Consider the following 25725-nt stretch of genomic DNA (forward strand, 5'->3'; position numbering starts at 1 on the left):
GGATTTTCCGTCCCCGGATTGACACAATCATGTGCACAGACACTGTGCACCACGCAATGCCGGAAGGTGCCATTCATGATCGCAGTCGGGGAAAAGCAGTTGAGCAAGCAGAAATCCGCAAGTCACGGCAAAATTCTGAGCAAGACGGCCATCGCAATCGTGCTCGCATCCGGCCTGCTTTCCGCCTGCACCAGCACCACCGACGTGTTCCACAACGGCTACGTCATGGACGAGCAGTCGCTCCAGCTGATCCCGGAAGGCTCCAGCCGCGAACAGGTTCTGCTGACCATGGGCACGCCCTCCACCACTGCGACCTTCGGCAACGAGGTGTTCTATTACATCTCGCAGAAGCGCGTGCGCCGCGCCGCCTTCATGAAGCCGACGCTAGTCGAGCAGAACATTCTCGCCATCTATTTCAACAAGGACGGCGTGATCGAGCGCAAGGCAAATTACGCGCTGCAGGACGGCAAGGTCTTCGACACGATTTCGCGCACCACCCCGACGGGCGGCAAGGATCTCACCTTCCTGCAGCAGCTGCTCTCCGGCGGCACCTCGGGCGCCAACATCGCCAAGAGCATTCTCGGCCAGGGCAACAACACGCCCTGACCGGCAGGCAAAAGAATTCGCAAAAATCAAAGGCCCGAGGATTGCTCCCCGGGCCTTTTTCGTTTGTCAGGCATCAAGCTTTCAGTGGGCAAGAATTGCCAGCAGCAGCAGCGCCACGATATTGGTGATCTTGATGGCTGGATTGACGGCGGGGCCGGCGGTGTCCTTATAGGGGTCGCCGACGGTATCACCCGTCACCGACGCCTTGTGGGCGTCCGAACCCTTGACGTGGCGCACGCCGTCCTTGTCGATGAAACCATCCTCGAAGCTCTTCTTGGCGTTGTCCCATGCGCCGCCGCCCGATGTCATGGAAATCGCCACGAACAGGCCGTTGATGATGACGCCGAGCAGCGATGCCCCGAGTGCGGCAAAGGCTGACGCCTTGGAGCCCGAGATCAGCAGCACGCCAAAATAAACGACGAGAGGGGCGAGAACCGGCAGAAGCGACGGGATGATCATTTCCCGGATCGCCGCTTTCGTCAGCAGATCGACCGCCCTGCCGTAGTCAGGCTTTTCCGTGCCCGCCATGATGCCGGGTTTTTCGCGGAACTGACGACGTACCTCCTCAACGATGGCACCTGCCGCCTTGCCCACCGCCGTCATGGCGATGCCGCCGAAGAGGTAGGGGATAAGGCCACCGAACAGCAGACCAGCAACGACATAAGGATTGGCAAGGCTGAAGGAAATCTCGCCCATGTCCTTGAAGTAGGGATAGGTATCGCCATTGGCGGCGAAATAGGACAGGTCATTGGCATAGGCGGCAAACAGCACCAGCGCGCCGAGGCCGGCAGAGCCGATGGCATAACCCTTGGTCACCGCCTTGGTGGTGTTGCCGACTGCATCCAGCGCGTCGGTCGCCTTGCGCACATCCGGATCAAGGCCGGCCATTTCGGCAATGCCGCCGGCATTGTCCGTGACCGGGCCGAAAGCGTCGAGCGCCACGATCATGCCGGCAAGGCCAAGCATGGCGGTGACCGCGATGCCGGTGCCGAACAGGCCGCCGAGCTGGTAGGTGCCGATGATGCCACCGACGATGACGATGGCCGGCAGCGCCGTCGATTCCAGGGAGACGGCAAGCCCCTGGATGACATTGGTGCCGTGGCCGGTGACCGATGCCTGGGCGATGGAGTTGACCGGGCGCTTATTGGTGCCGGTATAATATTCGGTGATGACGACGATCAGCGCCGTGACAACCAGGCCGACCAGCCCGCAAAGGAAGAGGTTGGTGCCGGTAATTTCCATTCCGGCGACCGTGCCTATCGTTCCCCAGCCAACCGTTGCATAGGTTGCGACCGCAAGACCGGCGACCGAGAAGATGCCAGTGGCGATAAGCCCCTTATAGAGGGCGCCCATGATGGAATTGTTGGTGCCAAGCTTGACGAAGAAGGTACCGGCAATCGAAGTCAGGATGCAGGCGCCGCAGATCGCCAGCGGATAGACCATGGCGCTTTCCAGGATCGGCGTTCCGGCAAAGAAGATCGCGGCGAGAACCATCGTCGCAACAACGGAGACGGCATAGGTCTCGAACAGGTCGGCCGCCATGCCGGCGCAATCGCCGACATTATCACCGACATTGTCGGCAATGGTTGCCGGGTTGCGCGGGTCATCCTCCGGAATGCCGGCCTCGACTTTGCCGACGAGGTCACCGCCGACATCGGCGCCCTTGGTGAAGATGCCGCCTCCGAGACGGGCGAAGATCGAAATCAGCGACGCGCCGAAGCCGAGCGACACCAGCGCATCGATAACCGCACGCGATCCGGGCGGATGGCCAAGGACCGAGGTCAGGATGTAATAATAGATGGAAACGCCAAGCAGCGCGAGGCCGGCAACCAGCATGCCTGTAATGGCGCCCGACTTGAAGGCGATATCAAGGCCCGCGCCAAGGCTGTGGGATGCGGCCTGCGCGGTGCGCAGATTGGCGCGCACGGAAACATGCATGCCGACGAAACCGGCAACGCCGGACAGCACCGCGCCGATAACGAAACCGATGGCCGCGATGGCCGACAGCAGATACCAGGCAAGAACGGCAACGATCAATCCGACGATGGCGATGGTGAGATATTGACGGGTGAGATAAGCCTGCGCACCTTCACGGATAAAACCTGCTATTTCACGCATACGCTCGTTGCCCTGATCGGCATCGAGAACGCTCTTGGTCGTCCACACCGCGTACACCACGGACAGGACCCCACATAAAATCACTAACGGTATTACGGTCATGCGCACTTACCTCCCAAAAGGCCGGGTCTCACTCCCTCCCCGGCGCGGCGAACCATGTGCAAGGACATGGGCGTTCACACGCGCACCAGGTCCTGTCGGGGTCGTTTATTCCCCTCCCAAGGAAAAACGACCTGCGCGGCAAGATTGCGTTGGCGAAAGGTGCGGCGTCAAGCCCACAAATTTGCCTGAAACATGAAAGGGGTAGAGAAGGAGCGCGACCTTACGCGGCGGTTTTGCGCTGCCTCAGCAGCAGCGAGAGGACGAGCAGCAGGCAAAGCCCCGCAACCGGCCAGATGACAAGGTTCATCACCGACCAGCCCCATGCCGTAAACACCTTGCCGGAAGAGAAGGATGACAGCGCTACCGTGCCGAACAGCACGATATCGTGGAAGCCCTGCACCTTGTCCGCCTCATGCGGGCGATAGCTTGACGTGATGATGGCGGTTGCGCCGATGAAGCCGAAATTCCAGCCAAGCCCGAGCAGGATGAGTGCGGCCCAGAAGTTCCACAATTCGATGCCCATATGGGCGATGACGGCGCAGGCCATCAGCACGATGAGGCCGAATGCAACGATTTTTTCCGCACCGAATCGGGAAATCAGCATGCCGGTGAAGAAGCTCGGCGCGAACATGGCCAGAACGTGCCACTGGATGCCGAGCGTGGCGAGTTCTGTGGGGAAACCGCAGCCGACGACCATGGCAAGCGGCGCACCGGTCATCATGAAGGTCATCAGCGCATAAGAACCGATACCGCAGACCATGCCGGTGATGAAACGCTGGGTGCGGACGATTTCCGACAGCGGACGCGCAGCCTCCGTATGGGTGGATGCGGCCTTCGGGTCGGGCAATTTCAGGAATGCCAGAATGGCGATCGAGACAAGGCCGAGCGGCACCAGTGCGATGAATGCGCCGGCAAAAGTGACCGGTGCGAGCAGATCCTTGCCGAGGATAGCCAGTTGCGGCCCGACGATGGCCGAAATGATGCCGCCTGCCAGAATCCAGGAAATAGCCTTCGGCTTGTAAAAGGATGGCGATGCGTCGGCTGCGGCGAAACGGATTTTTTGCGTGAAGCCGCCTGAGATACCGATCAGCAGCAGACCGACGGCAAACAGCCAGAAATCCGTGCGGAAGAGCGCGACTGCGGCGATGCCACCGCCGATCGAGCACATCAGCGCGCCGACCATGAAACCGGCCTTGCGGCCGAGGAAACGGGATGCCGCCGCAACGCAGATGGCGCCGAGCGCCACGCCGATATTGAAGCCGGTGAGCGGCGCGGTTGCCAGCGACTTGTCGGCGCCGAGCAGCTGATAACCGGCAAGCGCGCCGACCGAAAAGCTTAAGGGCGCGGCCGACCCCATGATCGCCTGCGCCATGGTGAGGAGGAAGACGTTGCGCTTGGCCTCGCCCAGTTGAACTTCAAGTCCGGGGACGGAAACGGCGCTCATGTCTTCCTCACATAATGTATTTTAGCGTTTTGCCTCGCCGCGCACCTGCTTGGCGATGCGGTCAAGCACCGCATTCACCAGCTTCGGCTCGTCGTGTTCGAAGAAAGCACGGGCGATTTCAACATATTCCGTGACGATGACGGCGACCGGCACGTCATTGCGCTCGAGGATCTCGAAGGTACCGGCGCGAAGAATGGCGCGCACGGTGGCATCGAGACGTGAGAGCGGCCAGTCTTCCAGAAGGGCGGAACGCACCAGGGGGTCGATCTTCGTCTGGTCACGGACGACGCCGGAGACGATGGAGCGGAACCACGACGGATCGGCCTTCAGATAGGTATCGCCATCGACTTCCTGACCGAGACGGTGCGCCTCATATTCGGCCACCACTTCCATCACGCCGGTGCCGCCGACATCCATCTGGTAAAGCGCCTGCACGGCCGCAAGGCGGGCCGCGCCGCGCTGGTTGGCCGGCTTTACCGAAGGCTGGCGCGGTTCGCCGCCATTATCAACATTCGACATGCGCTCAGCCACCCAGTTTCTTCTTCAACTCGATCATGGTCAGCGCCGCACGGGCGGCAAAACCGCCCTTGTCCTTGTCGGAACGGCGCACGCGCGCCCAGGCCTGCTCGTCATTTTCAACGGTGAGGATGCCGTTGCCGATCGGCAGCGATTCGCTGACGGCAAGATCCATCAGGGCGCGGGAGGATTCGTTGGAGACGATATCGAAGTGGTAGGTCTCGCCGCGAATGACCATGCCGAGTGCGACGAAGCCGTCATATTCCGTGCCGTCATTGTCGGCGCCATCAAGCGCCATGGCGATGGCGGCGGGAATTTCCAGCGCGCCGGGAACGGTGATGACGTCATAGGTGGCGCCGGCCTCATCAAGCGCGAACTTCGCGCCTTCGAGAAGGGCATCCGCCATATCGTCGTAAAAACGTGCTTCCACGATAAGAAGATGGGGTTTGGACATGTGAGGGTTCCTGGGGATTTTCCCGAAAAGCTTTACGCCGGATCATACCGGCTTTTGCGGCGGTCAAACCACGGCTGGCCGTTCTTGGCAAGTATTTTCATGCATCGCCCACGCAGCATGGCCCGTTTGCGGGGTATCCCGCAAGGCTTGATGTCTCTGCGGCGCGGCTGAAAAATCAGCTTTTCTGGAAAGCCAGATGCACGCCAAGCCCCATCAGCACCGTTCCGGCGGCGCGCCGGGCCAGAGCCTGCACGGCGCTCGACCGCTTCAGACGCCCGACCATCGCACCCGCCAGAAGCACGCCGACGAGATCGGCGGAGGAGAAAATGAAATTGACGGCGATGCCAAGGATCAGGAACTGCAGCCAGACCGGGAAAGCAGCCGCCGGATCGACAAATTGCGGCAGGAAGGCCAGAAAGAACAGCGCCGTCTTCGGATTGAGGACATCAACGATGATACTGTCGATGAAAGCCCGACGCGCCGATTTCGGCTCGATGGTCAGATTGACCGCCTCGCCTTCCAGCTTGCTGCGCAGCATCGAGAAACCCAGCCATATAAGATAAAGCGCGCCGCACAGCTTCACCGCGAGGTAAAGCCATGGCACCGCCTGAAACAGCACGGAGAGACCGGCCGCAGCGGCGAAGATATGAAAATAGCAGCCGACATGGATGCCGAGTACCGCCATCAGCCCGGCAAACCGACCCCGCGCCATGGTCTGTGCCGCCGCGTAAAGCATGGCCGGACCGGGAATATAGGCAAACAGGGCGGTGGTTATGAAAAAGGCTGTCAGCAGTTCAAAAGACGGCATGATGTATGTTCCCTACCCTGTTTGGCGCGCAGTCGATCTCGAACGGCCGAACGACGTCTTTACAATCTTTCCGGTTTGACCGGAAGTGTGGCGGCGACCAACACCGATCACGATCAAACTCGCTGCTCCTCCTCCGTCATGCCGGACTTGATCCGGCATCCAGCCGACGCGCGTCTGTGCGGCGAAAGGAGTCTTCTCAGCCCAAGGACTTGGGCTGACTGGATTCCGGCTCAAGGCCGGAATGACGGGAGAAGGAAGAGTCCGCGAACATAATAAAGCGCCGAGCCTCCCCAGCTTACGCCGAAGGAAATTCCGCAAGCCGTGCGGCATAGCGCGCCATCGTATCGACTTCGAAATTGACGAAGTCGCCGGGCTGGCGCTCGCCCCACGTCGTCACAGTGAGCGTGTGGCGGATGAGCAGCACGTCGAAATCCGTGCCTTCGACGGCATTGACGGTCAGCGAGGTGCCGTCGAGCGCCACGGAACCCTTGGGCGCCACGAATTTCGCCAGATGCTCCGGCGCGCGCAGGCGGATACGTACCGCTTCGCCTTCCGGCTCCACGGCCAGGATTTCCGCCTTGCCATCGACATGCCCGGAGACGATGTGACCGCCAAGCTCGTCGCCGATCTTCAGCGCCCGCTCCAGATTGACATGGGTGCCCTGTTTCCAGCCGGCAATCGTCGTCAGGCGCAACGCTTCTTCCCAGGCCTCGACCTCATACCAGCGCTCGTTGCTGCCGTCTTCCGGCAGCCTCGTCACCGTCAGGCAAATGCCACCATGGGAGATGGATGCGCCCATATCGATGGTCTTGGGATCGTAGTTGGTCGCCACCCGCAGACGAATGCCTTCAGCCAGGGCTTCCAGCTCGGAAACGGTTCCAACGTCGGTGACAATTCCGGTAAACATCAAATCGGCCTTTCATAATCGAAGCAGCGATCCGGCCCATAGGCGGTTTCACTGACCAAAGCATAATCGCCCGTGATATCGGCACGGCGGAGCGGCGTTTCAATGCCGCCCTCACCGATCACGACAGGGCTTTCAAACAGCATGATACGGTCCACCAGCCCGGCTTCAAGGAATGATTTTGCGGCAAAGGCACCGCCTTCGACCAGAAGTTCCGACATGCCGCTATCGGCAAGGATGTGGAGGAGGTTCTCGAGGGTTGTGGCTTCGAGGATCTGGACGCCAGCGTTGGTGAGGAGTTGGCGCTTTGACTCGCGGTTACCCCCCTCTGCCCTGCCGGGCATCTCCCCCTCAAGGGGGGAGATCGGCAAGGGGCTAGCCGCTCGCGCAAATTTTTTCCCGGTTTCCCATTCGCCTTCGTTGGAAAGCAGACTAGACGGCGCTCCGCCGAGGGCAGAGGGGGGTAAAGCGGCAACCACCACCGGAACCTCCCGCGCACTCCGCACCAGCTTCGACGTCAGCGGCAATTCAAACTGCCGATCCAGCACGATGCGCACCGGCGAGCGCTGCTCCATGCCGGCGATCCGCACCGTCAGTTCCGGGTCATCCGCAATCGCGGTCCTGATGCCGACGAGAATACAATCGCAACGCGCCCGCAGCTCATGCACGGCATGGCGAGCCTCGGGACCGGTGATCGCCACCTGCCCCTCGCCTTTCCTGCCGATCATGCCATCGGCGGAAACGGCAAGCTTCAGAATCACATGCGGGCGTTTTTTCATCTGGCGTGTGAGGTAACCGGCAAGCGCCCTCTTACCCTCATCACGCAGCAGGCCGGTTTCCACGACAATGCCGGCATCGCGCAAAATCGTATAACCACGGCCGGAAACACGCTCATCCGGATCATCCACCGCCACCACGACACGGGCGACGCCGTATTCCACCAGGGCATTGGCGCATGGCGGGGTCTTGCCCCAGTGCGAGCATGGTTCGAGCGTCACATAGGCGGTAGCACCACGGGCCGCCTCGCCGGCGATTTCCAGCGCCTGACGTTCGGCATGGGGGCGACCGCCGATGGCAGTCACCGCTTCGGCGATGATTTTCCCGTCCTTGACGAGAACACAGCCGACCGAGGGGTTGGTCAGCGTCTGGCCCTGGTGGCGAAGCGAAACCTCGATGGCGCGGGCCATGAACCTTTCGTCATCGGCACGGCTCGTCACGGCTAGACTCCGGCGTCCGTGTCGCGGGCGATCTTGGCGTTGATTTCGGCAATCACGTTTTCAAAATCCTCGGCATGGCTGAAATCGCGATAGACCGAGGCATAACGCACGAAGGCCACGTCATCGAGGCTTTTCAGCGCTTCGAGAACCTGCAGGCCGATTTCTTCCGAGGGAATTTCCGTCTCGCCGGAGCTTTCGAGACGACGGGCAATGCCTGACACGGCCCGCTCGATCCGGTCGCGGTCAACCGGGCGCTTGCGCAGCGCGATCTCGAAGGATCGCACCAGCTTTTCCCGGTCGAAGGGCAGCTTGCGGCCGCTTTTCTTGATGACCATCAGCTCGCGCAGTTGCACGCGCTCATAGGTCGTGAAGCGGCCGCCGCAATCGGGGCAGATGCGCCGCCGGCGGATGGAGGTGTTGTCCTCCGCCGGACGCGAGTCCTTGACCTGTGTGTCTTCGGAACCGCAAAATGGGCAGCGCATCGTCTTTTTTCCTTACATGTACGGGTACATCGGGAAACGGTCGGTCAGGCCGACGACCTTTTCACGTACCGCAGCTTCGACGGAGGCGTTGCCCTCGTCCGAATTGGCAACCTTCAAGCCGTCGAGAACCTCGACGATCAGCTTGCCGATTTCGCGGAATTCCGCTTCCTTGAAACCGCGCGTCGTGCCGGCCGGCGTGCCAAGACGGACACCGGAGGTGACGAAGGGCTTTTCCGGATCGAAAGGAATGCCGTTCTTGTTGCAAGTGATGTAAGCGCGGCCCAGGGCTGCTTCCGCACGCTTGCCGGTGGCGTTCTTCTTGCGAAGGTCGACCAGCATCAGGTGGTTGTCCGTGCCGCCGGAAACGACATCCAGACCGCCTTCGATCAGGGTTTCGGCCAGTGCCTTGGCGTTCTTGACGACCTGTGCGGCGTAGTCCTTGAACTCCGGCTGCAGCGCTTCACCGAAGGCAACGGCCTTGGCGGCGATGACATGCATCAGCGGGCCGCCCTGCAGGCCGGGGAATACGGCCGAATTGAACTTCTTGGCCAGATCCTCTTCATTGGTGAGGATCATGCCGCCACGCGGGCCGCGCAGCGACTTGTGCGTCGTCGTCGTTGCAACATGGCAATGCGGGAACGGCGACGGATGCTGGCCACCGGCAACGAGGCCGGCGATGTGGGCCATGTCGACCATCAGGTAAGCGCCGACTTCATCGGCGATCTCGCGGAAACGCTTCCAGTCCCAGACGCGGGAATAGGCGGTGCCGCCGGCGAGGATCAGCTTCGGCCGGGTTTCCTTGGCCTTGCGCTCCACTTCGTCCATGTCGAGCAGGTTGTCGCCTTCGCGCACGCCGTAGGACACGACGTTGAACCATTTGCCGGACATGTTGACCGGCGAACCGTGGGTCAGGTGACCTCCCGAGTTCAGGTCGAGACCCATGAAGGTATCACCCGGCTGCAGCAGCGCGAGGAACACGGCCTGGTTCATCTGCGAACCGGAATTCGGCTGAACGTTGGCGAAGTTGACGCCAAACAGCTTCTTGGCGCGCTCGATGGCAAGCTCTTCAGCGATGTCGACGAACTGGCAGCCGCCGTAATAACGTTTGCCCGGGTAACCTTCGGCATATTTGTTGGTCATGATCGAACCCTGCGCTTCAAGCACGGCGCGGGAAACGATGTTTTCCGAGGCGATCAGTTCGATCTCGTGGCGCTGGCGACCCAGTTCCTTCTCGATCGAGCCGAAAATATCCGGATCAACTTCGGCAAGCGGACGGGAGAAGAAAGCATCTGTGTTCGACATGGTGAAGGCTCCTGAAACAGTAATGCGATGGCGTCTTAGCGTTCCGCCCGGACAAGAGCAATACGAGGTGCGAGATTTGCCCGTCAAAACGCGACGTTGCGACAAAAAACGGCAGCTGTTCTCAGAAAATAGTCAAGAAAAAAGCCGCACCCGAAGATGCGGCCTGTTTTCATCGATAAAAGCGCCGATCAGTTGCGCGGCAGAAGGTCGTCATCAACAGCGCCGGCCGGCTGCTCCATGCCGCTCGTGGTGTTGAGCGCCAGTTCGGCGTTGCCATCCTTTTCATAGATATCGTCGCGGAACTGCACCACGCCGTCCTTCGCCGACCATGCGGTGATGTAGACGAAATAAACCGGCACTTCCTGCGCCAGCTTGATCGGCGTGTTGACGCGGGTGGCGATGACGCGTTCCATTTCCTGACGCGACCAGCCGGGCGTGTCGCGCAGCAGCCAGCTTGTGAGGTCGCGCACATTCTGAACGCGCACGCAGCCGGAGGATTCGAAACGCATCAGCTTGTTGAACAGGCCCTGCTGCGGCGTGTCGTGCATATATTCGTTGTTCGGATTGTGGAAGTTGATCTTCGTCGAAGACATGGCGTTGATCTTGCCGGGGTCCTGACGGAACATCAGGTTCGGGGCCTTCGGCGCGAACCAGTCGACCGCGGTCGGCGGCACTTCCTGTCCCTTGCCATCGATGAGGCGGATATTGTTCCGCTCCAGATAGGTCGGGTCCTTCTGCATCAGCGGCACGATATCCTTCTCGATGATCGAGCGCGGCGCGGTCCAGTAAGGGTTGAGGATGACCTCGTAAATCTTGGAATTGATGACATGCGTCGGGCGGCTGGCGCGGCCGACGACAGCCGTGTTGCGCAGGACGACGCGCTCATTCTCCACCGCTTCGATGGCAGCGGCCGGAATATTGACCATCAGGTGACGCGGACCGAGATCACCCGACATGGACTGAATGCGCACGAGGTTGGTCTGCAATTGCGCCAGACGAATCTGGGCCGAAACATTGAGCGCCTTGGTGGTATATTCACCGCTGACACCATCGGCCGGAAGACCATGGCGGGCCTGGAAGCGTTTCAGCGCACCATCGACGTAACTATCGAAGGCGCTGGAAATGCCAGCTTCGCGCGGCAGGTCGCCGGACACCATCAGTCGCTGGCGAAGCGCCTGTACGGAGGGGTCGGAGACGCCGATCTGAAGGCGCTGCTGGCTGACGGGCACATCCGGCCAGCCGCCATTCTGGACGATCTGCTGATATTGCATGATCGCCTGCTGCATGTAGACCGGGGCTTCCCGGCCGAGAACCGGATTGTTGGAAACGACGCCGACGGCGGAACGCGACGTATTGGCGTCGAACTGGTCATCCCAGTTGCCGCGGCGTGACGAACCCATGAGGTCGTTCAGCGCATTTTGCGCCAAGGCCGGCGCGGCAAGTGCTGCAACACCAACGGAAACGGCTGAGCGCAGAAGCGCGCGGCGCGATACGGAATCGGAAACGGATTTCTTTGTCATTCTACCTACCAGCCACTCTCTTCGGCATTCTCAACAATGCCTAAATCAATATGATTAACAAACACGTACAGCGTGCCTGCCGGCCGGTAATGCTCGAGGCCCAGTGTCTGGGCGCTACAGTCTGGCGGAACAGTCGGGACTTGCCGCGACAGCAGGAGAAACAGCCGGCTCCCTCACCCTTGCCGGTCCCATATCAATATGGCCAATTCGTGTCACGAGCCTTTTCTCACAAAGCTGTGTTGCCTGAAAATAAAGGCGAAGGCTCGGATAAGGCAACGGGCTTGACATGAAAAACAAGCGCCGGCGTTGCACGGAATCCGCAAGCCGGAGGCAAAGCGATGCCCCCGGCTTAAACAGTGAACCCGTCGCGGATATTAGAGACGATAAGCGATCGAGTCGTTCCAGAAGCGATCGAGGCGCTGCAGCAGCTTGTTCATTTCGGAGAACTCGCCGGTGCCGATGCCGCCGACCTTTTCGATCGAGCCGACGTGGCGTTCATAAAGGCGGGCAACGGTTTCGGCGATGGCCTGGCCTTCTTCAGTCAGGCTGATGCGGACCGAGCGGCGGTCGACACGCGAGCGCTGGTGGTTGATGAGACCGAGGTCGACCAGCTTCTTGACGTTGTAGGAAACGTTCGAGCCGAGGTAATAACCGCGGGAACGAAGTTCACCGGCCGTCAATTCGGAATTGCCGATGTTGAACAGCAGGAGCGCCTGTACGGCGTTGACGTCATCACGACCCTGACGATCGAACTCGTCCTTGATGACATCGAGGAGGCGGCGGTGGAGACGTTCCACCAGATGCAGCGACTCCATGTAGAGCGAACGGATGGTATCTTCGTGTGCGTCGGCAACAACGGCCTGCGGCTTAACTTTGCTATTGATCATGACTGCCTCACTGTTTTGTTTGGCGGTGTGTTTGTTTGTCTCCCGCCTTGAGTGAGAACCTAATCAATGCGCATAAAATTCTACTTAAAAGCTACGATTAACAAATGGTTACCTGCATTTTCCCAGGAGGACCCAACTTGTGGCGAAGCGGGAATGGTCAGAGGCCACGCATTATAAATCAATGACTTAGAGATAAAAAACGGCCTGAAAACAGGCCGCATTGCTTTATTCTTATGGTAAATCAATTCTTGCGCGTTCTTCATTCTGGCGGTGATCCAGCCAGAAAGCGACCAGAAATAGTATATAAATGGTTGCCACGAGACCGTGCATGACGGGTACCAGCGTGTTGGCGCCGAAGATATGTGGCCATACCTTATACATGGCGATCTGCGCGCCCGCCCCCATGACCCACATGACCGCGCCCCAGGAGGCGCCAAGCCAGAGACCAAGGGCCGCAACCGGGAAAATAACCGCCAGTGCACTGCCCGCCACCCGCCAGGGCAGGTTCAGCATATCGAACCGCCCCTGCCCGCCCAGCGAGTACCCCGTGAGCATTGCCCAATATTGCAGGCCGAACCAGAAACAGGAGACCGCGACCAGCCTCATGAAGACCAGAAAGAGGATTTCCGTAAGCGGACGCTTCGGCAGAGGTTGAGAATCAGGTTCCATGGCCGGAAGATACGGTCTCGACGGGCGGGCGACCAGCCCATATTGAATCCGGTGGTCTACCTTGTCAAAGCATCGCTTCCCGGCAAGGCAGGCAAGAGGGAAAGCCAGGGCGACATTGTCGCATTCGCACGGCGCATGCTTCATGTTATGCAGCTTGCGAAATTTGACCGAAGGACATTCTGACATGCAGGACAAAACGCATCTGGTCGACGAGATCACCGGCCATCGCCGCATGCGGCGCAATCGCAAGGCGGATTGGACGCGCCGTCTGGTGCAGGAGAACCGCCTGACCGTCGACGATCTCATCTGGCCGGTCTTCATCGTACCCGGCAGCAATATCCTCGATCCCATTCCGGCGATGCCCGGCGTCAACCGCATGAGTATCGACAAGCTCGTCGAAGCGGCGAAGGAAGCCGCCGACCTCGGCATTCCGGCAATCGCCACCTTCCCGAATATCGAGATGGATCTGCGTGACGAGACCGGCTCTAATGCGCTCGAGGCCAACAATCTCATCAATCAGGCGACGATCGCGGTCAAAAAAGCCGTTCCAAATATCGGCATGATCACCGATGTCGCGCTCGACCCCTTCACCAGCCACGGGCATGACGGCATTCTGCGCGGCGACGAGATCGTCAATGACGAGACGGTCGATCAGGTCGTCAGGGCGGCGATCCTGCAGGCCGAGGCCGGTTCGGACATTATCTCTCCGTCTGAGATGATGGATGGCCGCATCGGCGCCATTCGTCGCGGTCTTGATGCCGCCGGGCACCAGAATGTCGGCATCATGGCTTACGCAACGAAATTCGCCTCCGGCTATTATGGCCCCTATCGCGAGGCCATCTCCACGGCCGGCCTGCTGAAGGGCGACAAGAATAGCTATTACATCAGCCCTGCCAACGGCATGGAAGCGATCCGTGATGCGGCGCTCGATGTGGAGGAAGGCGCGGATATGCTGATGGTCAAACCCGGCCTGCCCTATCTCGACATCTGCTGGCGGCTGAAGGAGAATTTTGGGCTGCCGACTTTCGCCTATCAGGTGTCCGGCGAATATACCCAGATCAAGGCGGCGGCCATGAATGGCTGGATCGACGGCGAACGGGTGATGATGGAAACACTTCTCTGTTTCAAGCGCGCAGGCTGCGATGGCATCTTGAGCTATTTCGCCATCGAGGCTGCACGCAAACTCGCAAAGGGCTGACGGCCACCTCTTATTGTATTCGGTCGTTTTCTTCCCATATTGTCTGCTGACACGGCATATAAGCCGCGCTGTCAGACCTTTTCAGGAGAAAACGAAAGATGAGCCTCGACCAGAACCCCACTTATGCCGCACCGGACGACTGGCGCGCCTATAGCGGCGTCCTGAGCCGGCGCGTCTTCGCGTTCCTGATCGATTATGCGATCGTTCTGCTGCTTTGCATTCCGGCCGCCGTGATTGTCTTCTTTCTCGGCGTGATCACGCTGGGTCTCGGCTTTTTCCTCTACCCGGCGCTGTTCGTCATCGTCGCGGTGCTTTATTTCGGCGTATCGCTCGGCGGTCCCTCGCAGGCCACACCCGGCATGCGGGCGATGGGCATCGCCATGGCGCGCATGGATGGACGGCGAATCGATTTTCTGCTGGCGACCGTGCACATCGTGCTGTTCTGGGTCATCAACTCGGTTCTGACGCCTTTGATTCTTCTGGCAGGCCTGTTTACCGAGCGCTCGCGCCTCGTTCACGACTTCCTGCTCGGCACCGTCATGGTCAGGACACGCTGATATCGCATGAAGCCACGAAAACGTGCCTTTTAAAGGCGGTAAATACCTCATCCCGCAGTTGACGTTTTCCGTCATTTTGCCATTCTGTGACATTATGCATGTCGCTTGAAGCGCCGCCGCCAACCCCGTGAAATCGCGGCGCGCTTTCATAACAGACGCAGGAGGCGATCACGGTTCGATGAACACGCAGGCGACGCCCTCCCCCCAATTCTATCTTACGGCGCCGGCCACCTGCCCCTATCTGCCGAACCAGATGGAGCGGAAGGTCTTTACGCATCTGGTTGGCCCGCGCGCCTCGGAAATGAACGACCTTCTGACCCAGGGCGGCTTCAGGCGTTCGCAAAACATCGCCTATCGCCCGGCCTGCGAAAACTGCCGCGCCTGCGTTTCCGTGCGTATCCTGACCGAGCAGTTCCAGCCGACGAAATCGATGCGACGCGTGTTGTCCATCAACAAGGATGTCGTCGCCACCGTTCACGCCGCCGAACCTTCCACCGAGCAGTTCTCCCTGTTCCGCCGTTATCTGGATCACCGCCACCAGTCTGGCGGCATGTCCGACATGTCGGCGCTGGACTATGCGATCATGGTCGAAGACACGCATGTGAACACCCGCATCATCGAATACCGCGTGCGCGAACCGGGCTCCGGCATTGATTCCAGCAAACGCGGCGAGTTGCTGGCCGTGGCGCTCAGTGACGTGATGAGCGACGGCCTGTCGATGGTCTATTCCTTCTTTAATCCCGATCTCGAAAAGCGCTCGCTCGGCACCTTCATGATCATCGATCACATCACCCGCACCCGCGGGCTTGGCCTGCCGCATGTCTATCTCGGCTACTGGGTCGATGGTTCGGAAAAGATGGGCTACAAGACCCGCTACCACCCGCAGGAACATCTGACGCCGCGCGGGTGGGAGGTTTACGAGCCAGACCCCGTTTGAGCGCAGTGTTGCAACTCCGTTGCAACAACGCCTCAGCAATGTTATAACGCCGTTATAACATGGAGTATCTAGCTATGAACGTGACGGTGCGCAGAATCGGTAATTCCGAAGGCATCATTATCCCCAAGGAAGTTCTGGAGCGCATGGGCGTTAAGGCAGGCGACACGCTTGACCTCGACGAAAGCAACGGTGAGCTGCGTGTGCGCGTTGCAGACGAAGCCTTCGCACGTCAACTAGAACATGCACGCGTCTTCATGGATAAATACAAGGTAGCCTTGAAGAAACTCGCTGAATGACCGAGTTTATTTTCCTGGACGTCAAGACCGTCAAGCAGCTTCACAAAATGCAAATCGATAATTTCGGGGGCATTCACGGGCTGCGTGACGAAGGCATGCTGGATTCGGCTTTAAACCGACCCATCAACAAAGCTGACTATGGCTGCGGCCACGTTTGCGATCTCGCAGCGGCCTATCTTTTTGGACTGGCGAGAAATCATGCGTTTCTCGATGGCAATAAGCGGATCGCTATCGTGACCGCCGGTATTTTCCTGATGGAAAACGGCTTCATGATCCAAACGGAAGAAGCACATCTCTACCAATTCGTTATGGCCGTCGCTTCTGGAGAGATCGATGAGGATGGCGTGAGCCGGTTCCTCAAAGATCATATCGTCCCATACCCGTAACTCTTACCCGCCAAATTTCCCGCTACGTGGAAAACCCTTCGGCACGGTGCGGCCAACGGTGGCACGGTCGGCCAGCCATTCGCGCAGTTCTTCACCCACCTTGTTGAAGAGACGCCCGGCCGTGTCGGACCAGGACAAGCCTTCGGCAAGCGCGAAACATTTAACGTCGACAACGCCGCCATCCTTATAGCGCTGCAGGCGCACGCCCTTGCCGCGCGACATTTCCGGCACTTGCGACAGCGGGAAGGCCAACAGCTTGCGGTTTTCGCCAACGACAGCGACATGATCACCCGTCACCGGCACCGCGAGCTTGGCTTCGTCAGGCATGGAGACATTCATGATCTGCTTGCCCTTGCGGGTATTTGCGACCATTTCGCTTTCCGCCACGATGAAACCGTTGCCAGCGGTGGAGACGAGCAACAGCTTGCGTGAGGGATCATGGACGAAGGCGGTCAGGATGTCCTGATCGTTCTCCATGTCGACCATGATGCGGATCGGCTCGCCATGGCCGCGCCCACCCGGCAGCTTGTCGGCGCCGAGCGTATAGGCCTTGCCGCCGGTGGTCAAAAGCAGCAGCTTGTCGGTGGTCTGCGCCGGGAAGGCAAGCTTCGGGCCGTCGCCTTCCTTGAAGGTCAGGGTCGACGTATCGGACATGTGGCCCTTCAACGCCCTGATCCAGCCCTTCTGCGAAATGACGATGGTGACCGGTTCCTTTTCGATCATCGCCTGCTGGATGGCCTCGATATCGGCATCCGGCGCATCCGCGAACTGCGTGCGGCGACGGCCGATCTCGGTTGCCTTGGCATATTTCTTTTTGACCTCGCCGATTTCCCAGGCGACGGTCTGCCACTGCTTGTCGTCGGAGGCGAGCAGACCTTCGATTTCGGCCTTCTCGCTGCTGAGTTCATCGAACTCCTTGCGGATTTCGAATTCCTCGAGCTTGCGCAGATTGCGCAGCCGCATGTTGAGAATGGCTTCGGCCTGGTTGTCGGTGAGTGACCACTTGGCCATCATCACCTGTTTCGGCTCGTCCTCCTCGCGGATGATGCGGATTACTTCATCCAGATTGAGATAGGCGACCAGCAGGCCGCCCAGAATCTCGAGCCTGCGATCGATGGCGGCCAGACGGTGGCGGGAGCGGCGGACCAGCACGTCCTTGCGGTGCGCCAGCCATTCGCTCAGCACCTCGTTCAGCGCCATGACCTTCGGCACCTTGCCAAGCGACAGCACGTTCATATTGAGCGGCAGGCGGCTTTCGAGGTCGGACAGGCGGAACAGCGATTCCATCAGGAGCGTCGCATCGACGGTACGGTTCTTCGGCACCAGCACGATGCGCACATCTTCGGCGGATTCGTCGCGAACATCTTCCAGCAGCGGCAGCTTGCGGGCGAGCAGAAGCTCGGCGATCTTTTCGATCAGCCGCGATTTCTGCACCTGGAAGGGAATTTCGGTGATGACGATCTGGTAACCGCCGCGACCGAGATCTTCCGTTTCCCATTTGGCGCGCACGCGGAAACCGCCGCGGCCGGTCTTGTAGGCATCGAGAATATTCTCGCGGCTTTCGATGATCACGCCACCCGTGGGTAGATCGGGGCCGGGAATGAACTCCACCAGCTTTTCGACGGTCGCGTCGGGATGCTTGATAAGATACAGCGCCGCATCGCAAAGTTCGTGGGCATTGTGCGGCGGGATCGATGTCGCCATGCCCACGGCAATGCCAGAGGCACCATTGGCCAGAAGATTCGGGAAAGCGCCCGGCAGGACCACCGGTTCTTCGTCTTCCTCATTATAGGTGGCGCGGAAATCCACCGCATCCTCGCCGATGCCTTCCAGCAGCAGCGCCGCCACATCGGTCATGCGCGCTTCGGTGTAACGATAGGCGGCAGCGCCGTCGCCATCGATGTTGCCGAAATTGCCCTGCCCGTCGACGATCGGATAACGCTGCGAGAAATCCTGCGCGAGACGCACCAGCGCATCATAGACCGACTGGTCGCCATGCGGGTGGAACTTACCGATGACGTCACCGACGATACGGGCGCATTTCTTGAAGGCCGAGTTGGGACGAATGCCCATTTCGCTCATGGCGTGAATGATGCGGCGGTGAACCGGCTTCAGGCCGTCACGCACATCCGGCAGCGCACGATGCATGATCGTGGACAAGGCATAAGCGAGGTAGCGCTCTTCAAGCGCCGCCTTCAAATCGACCGGATGAATGTTATCGTCTCCGCCAGACGGAGGTACAAGATTTTTTCCCATGGTGCTTGACTAGCGGAAATGCCGATTCCCGGCAAGAAACTCAGGGGTTTGCCCTGTGGATGAAAACACCTCTTTCGTGAGGTTTTTTGTTAACCGCGATCTAAATGCCGCAATGCCGCCGTCATGGGAATCGATCTAAATTCTGTAGACCTTTGAATAATCGTGAATATAAGTATCACCATTAGCATTCTGACAGGGTGCACATCCGTACGTTGAGGGAAGAAACATCATGAGATTGAAATCCACCCGGCAGGTTCTTTTCGCGAGTGCCGCGCTTCTTACGCTTTCGGCACCGGCTTTTGCGCTGGACGGCGGGGATGTGCTGAAGAAGATCAATGCAGCCTATGCCGCCCAGGGCGGTGAGATCGCCGCAGGCTCGGTTGCCGTCAACGGCTCGACGGTAACGCTGAACAGCGTGACCTTCAACGCCGCCGCTGATCCGGCCAAGAAAATCCCGGTCGGCAACATCACGCTTGAAGGTGTCGAGGAAAACAACGGCGGTTACACGATCAAGAACGCCCGTTTCGACAATATCGACTACAAGCAGGAAAACGTGGAGATCAAGGCAAGCGACATCTACATGTCGGGCCTCGTCATTCCCGCTGATGCGACCACCGGCACCGTCGATGCGCTGATGTTCTATGACGAAGCACATAGCGGCCCGGTTTCGGTTTCCATCGATGGCAAGCCGGCTTTCTCGCTTGAGGAAAGCACCGCGACGATGTCGGTCAGCGATGACAAGGCCTCGATCGGTTTCGAACTTGATGCATCCGGCTTCAAGGCCGATCTCAGCGAAGTCACCGACCCGGCCACGAAGGACGCGATCGAGAAGCTCGAACTCAAGGCCCTTTCCGGCGACATGACCATGAGCGGCAGCTGGGAAGTTGCCTCCGGCACCGTTGATGTCGAGGAATATGCCATCAACCTCGACAATGTCGGCCGCCTCAACATGTCGTTCGGCTTCTCCGGCTACACGCTTGCCTTCATCAAGTCGATGCAGGAGACGGTGAAGGCGCAGGCCGCCAATCCGAACAAGGAACAGGCAGACCAGGCAGCCAGCCTTGCCATGCTTGGCCTGATGCAGCAGCTTTCCTTCGTCAATGCCGAGATCAGCTTCGAGGACGCCAGCATCACCAAGCGCGCCATCGATTACACGGCAAGCCAGCAGGGCATGACGAGCGACCAGCTCGCCCAGACCATCAAGGGCATGGCCCCGATTATGATGGCCTCGCTCAACGTACCGGAATTGCAGAACATGGTGTCGACAGCGATCAACACCTATATCGACAATCCGAAGAACTTCTCGATCACCGCAGAGCCGGAAAAGCCGGTTCCGTTCCCGATGATCATGGGCGCTGCGATGGGCGCGCCGAACACCCTGCCGAAAATGCTCGGCGTGACGGTGACGGCAAACGAATAAACAAAAAAGCCCCGGTTCTGCCGGGGCTTTTTATTTGTACTCAATGCAGCGGGGCTGCTGCCGCACCCTGCTTGTCGTGCAGGGCGAAACGGTCGATCATGTGGGCGCTTGCCTCATTGACGCCGATCACTTCGACCCGCCTGCCGACCTTCCGGAATTTCAGGACCACCTTGTCCAGCGCGCCGACTGCGGAGATATCCCACAGATGCGCCTCCGAGACATCAATCGTCACCGCCTCCACCTCTTCGGCAAAATCAAAAGCGGCGATGAAGCTTTCCGTCGAGGCGAAGAAAATCTGGCCATCGACGCGGTAGATCCGCTCGCGACCATCGGCTGAAAGCTCCGGTCTGACGTGGAAAAGCTTGGAAACCTTGCCTGCGAAAAACACGCCGGAAAGAAGCACACCCGCCAGCACACCTTTTGCAAGGTCATGGGTGGCGAGCACCGTGCCGACGGTTACCAGCATGACGATGCTTGACGATGGCGGGTTGCGGCGCAGATCAAGGATCGAACGCCACGAGAAGGTGCCGATGGACACCATGATCATGACAGCCACCAGCGCCGCCATGGGAATGATGCGCACGAGATCATCCAGCACCAGAATGAGGAACAGCAGGAACGCACCCGCGACGAAAGTGGACAAGCGGCCGCGACCGCCGGAGCTGACATTGATGACGGACTGGCCAATCATGGCACAGCCGCCCATGCCGCCGATGAGGGCAGATGCGATATTGCTCGTCCCCTGCCCGATGCATTCCTGGCTCTTGTTGCTGCCCGTATCCGTCATGTCGTCGACGATCTGGGCCGTCAGCAGCGATTCCAGCAGGCCGACGGCGGCGAGCGCCACGGAATAGGGAAAGATGATCTGCAACGTTTCGAAGGTCAGCGGCACCTGCGGCAGGGCAAAAATCGGCAGCGTCGAGGGTAACTCACCGAGATCGCCGACCGTGCGGATGTCCATGCCGGAGAACACCGCCACGCAGGTCAGGGCAACGATAGCGACCAGCGGTGACGGGATGATCTTCGTGACCAGCGGAAAGAGATAGATGATCGCAAGGCCGGCGGCGATCATGACATAGGTTTCAACCGGCACGCCGATCAGTTCGGGCAATTGCGCCATGAAGATCAGGATCGCCAGTGCATTGACGAAACCGGTCATGACAGAGCGTGACACGAAACGCATCACCCGGCCGAGTTTCGCAAAACCCGCCGCGATCTGCAGCACGCCCATGAGAATGGTGGCGGCAAAGAGATATTGCAGGCCGTGCTCCTTAACGAGCGTGACCATCAGCACGGCTGTGGCTGCGGTTGCCGCCGAAATCATGCCCGGCCGGCCGCCGGTGAAGGCGGAAACGCAGGCGATGGCGAAGGAGGCGAACAGCCCCACTTTGGGATCGACACCGGCAATAACGGAAAAGCCGATGGCTTCGGGAATGAGGGCGAGCGCCACGACGATGCCGGAAAGAAGATCGCCGCGAATATTGGAAAACCACTCACGTTTGTAAGTATGAAATCTGTTCATCTGATTTTTTCGCAAAGAATGACGCACCGGCCGGAGCCATGTCCGGTAGATTGAAAAGGAATGTCGGTGCTTTGCGTTGTCTGGCGGATCGGCGGCCAGAAGAGCCACCCGGGATTTCACCGGGTCCGTGGTGAGTACCCCACCTATAAACAGCAAAAAAGCGGGCGGCAAGTTGCGCGCCCGCTTTTCGATGCAGCAAAATGAGGTATCAGGCCGCTTCGCGCAAGCCATGCTCCTCCACATCCATATCGCTCAGCCGGAACTGACAGACCAGATCCTTGAGACGGCCCGTCTCGCTTGCCAGCATGGCGCTGGCGGCATTGTTTTCCTCAACCATGGCGGCATTCTGTTGTGTGCCCTGATCCAGATTGTTGACGGCGGTATTGATCTCGGAAAGCCCGAGCGACTGCTCCTTTGTCGCAACGGCGATGGCTTCGATATGGCCGTTGATTGTCTTGACCGAGCCGCCGATGCGCGACAGGGCTGCGCCGGTTTCCCGCACGAAACGCGCACCGTCCTTCACCTCGGTGCTGGAGTTGCGGATCAGCACCTTGATCTCGGCCGCGGCTTTTGCAGAGCGCTGCGCCAGTTCGCGCACCTCCTGGGCGACGACGGCGAAACCGCGTCCCGCCTGGCCCGCACGGGCTGCCTCGACGCCGGCATTGAGCGCAAGAAGGTTGGTCTGGAAAGCGATCTCATCGATGACGCTGATAATGCTACCGATCTTGCCGGATGACTGTTCGATCTTTTCCATGGCCATGATCGTATCAACGACGAGGTCAGCCGTGCGGCTGGCATCCTCATCGGCCGAATGGGCGACCGTGCGGGCTTCCACAGCACGCTCCGCCGAGATGCGGATATTCGCGGTCAGCTCATCGAGAGCGGCGGCGGTCTCTTCCAAAGAGGCGGCCTGCTGCTCGGTGCGGCGGGCAAGATCGGCAGCGCTCTGGCTGATTTCCTGGCTACCGCCGTCGATCGCCACGCTCGACTGCACGACGCCGGACATGGCGGCATCCAGCTGGCGGATGGTGCGGTTGAGATCGTGGCGCAGCGTCTCGAAATCCGGAGCGAAGGGCTCGTTCAACTCGAAGGAGAGATCACCGGCGGCAAGACGGTGCAGCGCTGCCGCAAGACCGCTCGTCGCCTGCATCAGCCGCGCCTGTGCCTCCGCCTCCGCCTCGCGCTGGAAACGGGCCTTTTGGTCTTCCGCCTGCTGCCGGGCCGCAAAAGTCTGGTTCTCCAGTTCGATCTTGGCGATGGCGGCCTGCCGGAAAATTTCCAGCGCCTGCGCCATGGCGCCAAATTCATCCTTACGGCGCAGGCCAGGAACATCGAATTCGGTTTCGCCTTCGGCAAGGCGACGCATCGCACCGGTGATCAAGGTCGCGGGGCGGGTTATCGAACGGCCGATGAAATAGACGCCGGCAAAAAGGATCACGACGGTCAGGGCAATGAGGGCGACGACGATCGAAACCGTGGTTTCCGCCGCATTTTTGTTCTGCAGCGCACTTGCCTGCCGCTCCTGCCGATAGGCCGAGGAAATATCGGCGACGAGCGGCAGCAATGCGGTATAGGCCGTGGCAACCGTTTCGCGTGCCGCCTGCTCCTCCAGCACCGCCTGCGCATAAAAGCGGAAGGAGGCGGTGTAGATTTCCAGCGCGTCCATGATGCGCTGGCGCTCGACGCCTGGCCGGTACTCCAGCTTCACCAGCGCCTTGAAGGTTTCCACCTCAGCGGCGTGTTTTGTCGCATAGGTTTCGTCACGCCGCAGGATGAAATCCTTCTCGTGCCTGCGCATCATCAACATGCTGGCCCGGATTTCGGCATTGGCAACGGTGTCGATGTGTTTTTCAATGGAATGCACACCATTGCGCATCGCGCCTTCAAGACCTTCCGCGGGGGTGAGACCCAGTTCCTGATTTTTGGAAACCAGCGCTTTCATGCGTTCTCCATAGACAGCAACACCCTGCGCCAGCGCATCAAGTTTCACGCGGGCCTGCGGCGTGGCGCTGCCTTCGAGAGAATTGACGGACTGCCCAACCTTGCCCATCGTCTGGTCGAACTGCGCAACGGAATTCATGTCCCTGGAAAGCAGGAAGTCCCTCTGATACAGGCGGCTTTCATGCAGAGCGTCCACCAGCGTCGTCAACACCCCGTCCCTCTGGATCAATGTGTCTTCAGCGATGCGATAACGCTCCTCCATCTGCCGTTGCCACAACAGCATGCCCGCGATGACGGCGATACCGCACAGCGCAGCCAGCGCCAGCATGGACACGCGATGCGCTATTTTGAACGTCGAGACCAGCGAAAACATTCAACCCTCATTTGTGACATTTCATGGGGGCGATGAATGATCGACAAGACTTAAGAAGTTCTCTACCGGATTTGTCAGTTTGATTAAGTTTTTATGACAATCCACAGGTTAAGCAGAATAGACAGGAGATCCCCGCAAGCAAAAGGTTTGCACGATTAAGATACCTTCCCGGAAAACCGAGTAGACAGGAGGCGAGAAAGTGCTGCTTTCCCGCCTCAGTATTGCCCCCCTGCTTTTATCATCTGAAGCCAAGCCGGATAAGGAAAAACAGGGAGTTACGTCGATTGAGATCAATCCGGCCGGAGCATGCCAGACTATGCCACCTCGTTTGCGGAGTTGCGCATCTGCGAAGCGCCTGCCCCCGACCAATCGACCCGGCGGGTGGCGTACATGGTTGCGGCTATGGCAATGAAGGAGATCACAGCACCTGCCAGCAACGCATATTCGTCTTCGTTCAAAACCAGATACATGACGCCGTAGGCGACCGCCAATACGGTAAACAACGCCACACCATTCCTGCGACTATTGGTTGCACTACCGAGATAAAACGCGATCAGCGCCGCCGTCGCTGTTGATGCCGTGATATAGGCAACCGTGAAGCCCGTATGCTCGGAGAGCGCCAGCAGCAACACGTAGAAAATAATCAGCGCCAACCCCGTCAGCACATATTGTATCCAGTGCACGACAGTGCCGCCCTTGAGTTCAACGATGAAGACGGCAAGGAAGACCAGTGAGATGAAACCGATCGAATATTTCAGCGTTCGGGCGATGATCTGGTAAAATTTCACGGGTTCGACGAGGTTGATCGTCATCAGGCTGCCCGACAGTGGCAGACGCGTGCCCTCGACCACCCGGTCTATGCCTCTCGCAAGATAAGGAATGGTCCAGTTCGCCTTGAAATCCGTAGCGGTGACGGTCTTCTGCTCGGGTAGGAACAGGCCTTCGAAGCCGGGATGTGGCCAATCGGCGTTTGCCGCAAAGCTCGTCGTCTGGCCGGCCGGCGCCACGGCGAAACTGCCTGAACCATTCAGGGAAAAGGCGATATCGAAGGCGAAGCCGGTTTCGATGAGGTTTCTCTCAATCGGCCTGTGCACACCGGCATCGGACCGGATCGATACCTCTGGACCGGCGCGGTTGGTCATTACCGAAATATCCCGCATGCCGGGATCAAAAGGCAGAACCGGGCCGCCATCGATTTTGACGCCGGCGCTGGAGCGTATGCCGGTCATATCCTGTATGCTGAGGACGAGAATGGCGTTTTCCAGTCGTGGCGTGCCGGAAAAGCGCGCGAGGTCCTGCAGGATGCCGGAACCGAAGCGGCCTTTCAGCGCGATGTTGCCGTTATAGACCGGCAGGCTGTAGATCGACAGCTGCTTTTCCTCGGTCTTCAGATCGGCCGCGACATCAAGCGTTTCCGGCATGACCAGCACCCATTCCGTCGTGCGGTCGACGATGCTCTGGCCATTCACCTCACGGCGGCGGTCCACGTCGAAAGGCACGGCAAGATAGGGACCGTTCACCACCTGATCACCGCCCCAGCCATTGGCAATCCGCCCCGACACATCTTCCGCCCGCGAGGCGCGCTCTTCCGTCAACCCCCAGACAAGCAGGAGCGGCACGAGCAGAACCATGGATATGAAGCCGATCATCAGGAACTTGGCGCCCGGCGAGCGCAGGCTGACGGCGAAATTGCCGCGCGGCGGGGCTGGAGGTGCATATCCACCCGCCGGCGCGATATCTTTTTCCGTTTCATGTACCATTCTGAAATCCTTATAAATATGATCGCGCCGAAACCGAAAGCGAAGTTCGG

23 protein-coding genes and 1 other annotated feature are annotated in these 25725 nt (G+C 59.4%); of the genes, 7 read left to right on the forward strand and 16 right to left on the reverse strand.

The features are described 5' to 3' along the window. Window positions 1-75: 75 nt before the first annotated feature. On the forward strand, window positions 76-606 hold the full coding sequence (locus M0412_RS06835; protein WP_046798876.1) for an outer membrane protein assembly factor BamE: 531 nt from the start codon (window positions 76-78) through the stop codon (window positions 604-606). A gap of 81 nt (window positions 607-687) precedes the next feature. Here M0412_RS06835 and M0412_RS06840 read toward each other — a convergent pair whose 3' ends face one another. The 12 genes from M0412_RS06840 to M0412_RS06895 all read right to left on the reverse strand — a co-directional run bounded on the left by M0412_RS06840 (window position 688) and on the right by M0412_RS06895 (window position 13029). After that, window positions 688-2826 carry a sodium-translocating pyrophosphatase gene (locus M0412_RS06840; protein WP_142839552.1) on the reverse strand — a complete coding sequence of 713 codons (2139 nt, stop codon included), beginning with the start codon at window positions 2824-2826 and terminating at the stop codon, window positions 688-690. Window positions 2827-3046: 220 nt separating this feature from the next. Beyond that, entirely contained in the window at window positions 3047-4270 is a 1224-nt protein-coding gene (locus M0412_RS06845) for an MFS transporter (protein WP_142839551.1), read from the reverse strand. A 21-nt stretch (window positions 4271-4291) separates the two neighbouring features. Next, a complete protein-coding gene (nusB, locus tag M0412_RS06850) occupies window positions 4292-4789 on the reverse strand; it encodes a transcription antitermination factor NusB (RefSeq protein ID WP_046798873.1) in 498 nt (165 codons plus the stop codon). Between the two features lie 4 nt (window positions 4790-4793). Next, window positions 4794-5240 (reverse strand): 6,7-dimethyl-8-ribityllumazine synthase, encoded by a 447-nt coding sequence (locus tag M0412_RS06855; protein ID WP_020809943.1) that lies wholly within the window; start codon window positions 5238-5240, stop codon window positions 4794-4796. Between the two features lie 175 nt (window positions 5241-5415). After that, complete coding sequence (locus M0412_RS06860; RefSeq protein ID WP_065115375.1) at window positions 5416-6048, reverse strand: LysE family translocator; 633 nt, start codon at window positions 6046-6048, stop codon at window positions 5416-5418. Between the two features lie 295 nt (window positions 6049-6343). After that, on the reverse strand, window positions 6344-6955 hold the full coding sequence (locus tag M0412_RS06865) for a riboflavin synthase (protein ID WP_174029251.1): 612 nt from the start codon (window positions 6953-6955) through the stop codon (window positions 6344-6346). Then, window positions 6955-8169, reverse strand: coding sequence for a bifunctional diaminohydroxyphosphoribosylaminopyrimidine deaminase/5-amino-6-(5-phosphoribosylamino)uracil reductase RibD (ribD, locus tag M0412_RS06870; protein ID WP_269698173.1), 1215 nt, complete (start codon window positions 8167-8169; stop codon window positions 6955-6957). The genes M0412_RS06865 and ribD overlap by 1 nt, the downstream gene beginning before the upstream one ends. A gap of 2 nt (window positions 8170-8171) precedes the next feature. After that, the gene (gene nrdR, locus M0412_RS06875; RefSeq protein WP_006312828.1) at window positions 8172-8651 is read right to left on the reverse strand and encodes a transcriptional regulator NrdR; all 480 of its coding nucleotides are present in this window, start codon (window positions 8649-8651) and stop codon (window positions 8172-8174) included. A gap of 12 nt (window positions 8652-8663) precedes the next feature. Beyond that, the gene (gene glyA, locus M0412_RS06880) at window positions 8664-9953 is read right to left on the reverse strand and encodes a serine hydroxymethyltransferase (protein ID WP_269698174.1); all 1290 of its coding nucleotides are present in this window, start codon (window positions 9951-9953) and stop codon (window positions 8664-8666) included. A 188-nt stretch (window positions 9954-10141) separates the two neighbouring features. Continuing rightward, the gene (locus M0412_RS06885; RefSeq protein ID WP_142839547.1) at window positions 10142-11473 is read right to left on the reverse strand and encodes a murein L,D-transpeptidase; all 1332 of its coding nucleotides are present in this window, start codon (window positions 11471-11473) and stop codon (window positions 10142-10144) included. A gap of 374 nt (window positions 11474-11847) precedes the next feature. Next, window positions 11848-12357: a transcriptional regulator LdtR gene (ldtR, locus tag M0412_RS06890; RefSeq protein WP_169539083.1), complete on the reverse strand. Its 510-nt coding sequence runs from the start codon at window positions 12355-12357 to the stop codon at window positions 11848-11850. A 234-nt stretch (window positions 12358-12591) separates the two neighbouring features. Beyond that, window positions 12592-13029: a DUF6163 family protein gene (locus tag M0412_RS06895; RefSeq protein ID WP_046798867.1), complete on the reverse strand. Its 438-nt coding sequence runs from the start codon at window positions 13027-13029 to the stop codon at window positions 12592-12594. Window positions 13030-13213: 184 nt separating this feature from the next. Here M0412_RS06895 and hemB point away from each other — a divergent pair, with 184 nt between their 5' ends. The 5 genes from hemB (at window position 13214) to M0412_RS06920 (ending at window position 16403) form a co-directional block, all read left to right on the forward strand. Continuing rightward, the gene (gene hemB / locus M0412_RS06900; RefSeq protein WP_046798866.1) at window positions 13214-14227 is read left to right on the forward strand and encodes a porphobilinogen synthase; all 1014 of its coding nucleotides are present in this window, start codon (window positions 13214-13216) and stop codon (window positions 14225-14227) included. Between the two features lie 98 nt (window positions 14228-14325). After that, entirely contained in the window at window positions 14326-14784 is a 459-nt protein-coding gene (locus M0412_RS06905) for an RDD family protein (protein WP_046798865.1), read from the forward strand. A 178-nt stretch (window positions 14785-14962) separates the two neighbouring features. Continuing rightward, window positions 14963-15721 carry an arginyltransferase gene (locus M0412_RS06910; protein WP_142839545.1) on the forward strand — a complete coding sequence of 253 codons (759 nt, stop codon included), beginning with the start codon at window positions 14963-14965 and terminating at the stop codon, window positions 15719-15721. 74 nt (window positions 15722-15795) lie between these two features. Next, the gene (locus M0412_RS06915) at window positions 15796-16017 is read left to right on the forward strand and encodes an AbrB/MazE/SpoVT family DNA-binding domain-containing protein (protein WP_142839544.1); all 222 of its coding nucleotides are present in this window, start codon (window positions 15796-15798) and stop codon (window positions 16015-16017) included. Next, the gene (locus M0412_RS06920) at window positions 16014-16403 is read left to right on the forward strand and encodes a type II toxin-antitoxin system death-on-curing family toxin (RefSeq protein WP_142839543.1); all 390 of its coding nucleotides are present in this window, start codon (window positions 16014-16016) and stop codon (window positions 16401-16403) included. The genes M0412_RS06915 and M0412_RS06920 overlap by 4 nt, the downstream gene beginning before the upstream one ends. 3 nt (window positions 16404-16406) lie before the next feature. On the opposite strand, the gene parC is transcribed toward M0412_RS06920, so the two are convergent. Then, on the reverse strand, window positions 16407-18659 hold the full coding sequence (gene parC / locus M0412_RS06925; protein ID WP_142839542.1) for a DNA topoisomerase IV subunit A: 2253 nt from the start codon (window positions 18657-18659) through the stop codon (window positions 16407-16409). A 229-nt stretch (window positions 18660-18888) separates the two neighbouring features. On the opposite strand from parC, the gene M0412_RS06930 reads away from it, so the two are divergent. Beyond that, entirely contained in the window at window positions 18889-20079 is a 1191-nt protein-coding gene (locus M0412_RS06930; protein ID WP_142839541.1) for a hypothetical protein, read from the forward strand. A gap of 40 nt (window positions 20080-20119) precedes the next feature. On the opposite strand, the gene M0412_RS06935 is transcribed toward M0412_RS06930, so the two are convergent. From M0412_RS06935 to creD, 3 genes are all read right to left on the reverse strand, one after another. Further along, window positions 20120-21601 (reverse strand): SulP family inorganic anion transporter, encoded by a 1482-nt coding sequence (locus M0412_RS06935; protein WP_269698179.1) that lies wholly within the window; start codon window positions 21599-21601, stop codon window positions 20120-20122. Between the two features lie 74 nt (window positions 21602-21675). Beyond that, window positions 21676-21731, reverse strand: a sequence feature (sul1 is cis-regulatory element that is thought to sense ions involved in sulfur or methionine metabolism; They are found in Alphaproteobacteria). A gap of 78 nt (window positions 21732-21809) precedes the next feature. Continuing rightward, a complete protein-coding gene (locus M0412_RS06940; protein WP_269698180.1) occupies window positions 21810-23915 on the reverse strand; it encodes a HAMP domain-containing methyl-accepting chemotaxis protein in 2106 nt (701 codons plus the stop codon). 314 nt (window positions 23916-24229) lie between these two features. Then, complete coding sequence (gene creD / locus M0412_RS06945; protein ID WP_269698182.1) at window positions 24230-25675, reverse strand: cell envelope integrity protein CreD; 1446 nt, start codon at window positions 25673-25675, stop codon at window positions 24230-24232. Between the last annotated feature and the right edge of the window lie 50 nt (window positions 25676-25725).

This window comes from Agrobacterium sp. O3.4 (assembly GCF_041414895.1).
Lineage (GTDB): Bacteria > Pseudomonadota > Alphaproteobacteria > Rhizobiales > Rhizobiaceae > Agrobacterium > Agrobacterium cucumeris.

Coding starts and splice junctions, on each gene's coding strand:
- M0412_RS06835 (WP_046798876.1), top strand. CDS start 76: ATGATCGCAGTCGGGGAAAAGCAGTTGAGCAAGCAGAAATCCGCAAGT.
- M0412_RS06840 (WP_142839552.1), bottom strand. CDS start 2,826: ATGACCGTAATACCGTTAGTGATTTTATGTGGGGTCCTGTCCGTGGTG.
- M0412_RS06845 (WP_142839551.1), bottom strand. CDS start 4,270: ATGAGCGCCGTTTCCGTCCCCGGACTTGAAGTTCAACTGGGCGAGGCC.
- nusB (WP_046798873.1), bottom strand. CDS start 4,789: ATGTCGAATGTTGATAATGGCGGCGAACCGCGCCAGCCTTCGGTAAAG.
- M0412_RS06855 (WP_020809943.1), bottom strand. CDS start 5,240: ATGTCCAAACCCCATCTTCTTATCGTGGAAGCACGTTTTTACGACGAT.
- M0412_RS06860 (WP_065115375.1), bottom strand. CDS start 6,048: ATGCCGTCTTTTGAACTGCTGACAGCCTTTTTCATAACCACCGCCCTG.
- M0412_RS06865 (WP_174029251.1), bottom strand. CDS start 6,955: ATGTTTACCGGAATTGTCACCGACGTTGGAACCGTTTCCGAGCTGGAA.
- nrdR (WP_006312828.1), bottom strand. CDS start 8,651: ATGCGCTGCCCATTTTGCGGTTCCGAAGACACACAGGTCAAGGACTCG.
- glyA (WP_269698174.1), bottom strand. CDS start 9,953: ATGTCGAACACAGATGCTTTCTTCTCCCGTCCGCTTGCCGAAGTTGAT.
- M0412_RS06885 (WP_142839547.1), bottom strand. CDS start 11,473: ATGACAAAGAAATCCGTTTCCGATTCCGTATCGCGCCGCGCGCTTCTG.
- M0412_RS06895 (WP_046798867.1), bottom strand. CDS start 13,029: ATGGAACCTGATTCTCAACCTCTGCCGAAGCGTCCGCTTACGGAAATC.
- hemB (WP_046798866.1), top strand. CDS start 13,214: ATGCAGGACAAAACGCATCTGGTCGACGAGATCACCGGCCATCGCCGC.
- M0412_RS06905 (WP_046798865.1), top strand. CDS start 14,326: ATGAGCCTCGACCAGAACCCCACTTATGCCGCACCGGACGACTGGCGC.
- M0412_RS06910 (WP_142839545.1), top strand. CDS start 14,963: ATGAACACGCAGGCGACGCCCTCCCCCCAATTCTATCTTACGGCGCCG.
- M0412_RS06915 (WP_142839544.1), top strand. CDS start 15,796: ATGAACGTGACGGTGCGCAGAATCGGTAATTCCGAAGGCATCATTATC.
- M0412_RS06920 (WP_142839543.1), top strand. CDS start 16,014: ATGACCGAGTTTATTTTCCTGGACGTCAAGACCGTCAAGCAGCTTCAC.
- parC (WP_142839542.1), bottom strand. CDS start 18,659: ATGGGAAAAAATCTTGTACCTCCGTCTGGCGGAGACGATAACATTCAT.
- M0412_RS06930 (WP_142839541.1), top strand. CDS start 18,889: ATGAGATTGAAATCCACCCGGCAGGTTCTTTTCGCGAGTGCCGCGCTT.
- M0412_RS06935 (WP_269698179.1), bottom strand. CDS start 21,601: ATGAACAGATTTCATACTTACAAACGTGAGTGGTTTTCCAATATTCGC.
- M0412_RS06940 (WP_269698180.1), bottom strand. CDS start 23,915: ATGTTTTCGCTGGTCTCGACGTTCAAAATAGCGCATCGCGTGTCCATG.
- creD (WP_269698182.1), bottom strand. CDS start 25,675: ATGGTACATGAAACGGAAAAAGATATCGCGCCGGCGGGTGGATATGCA.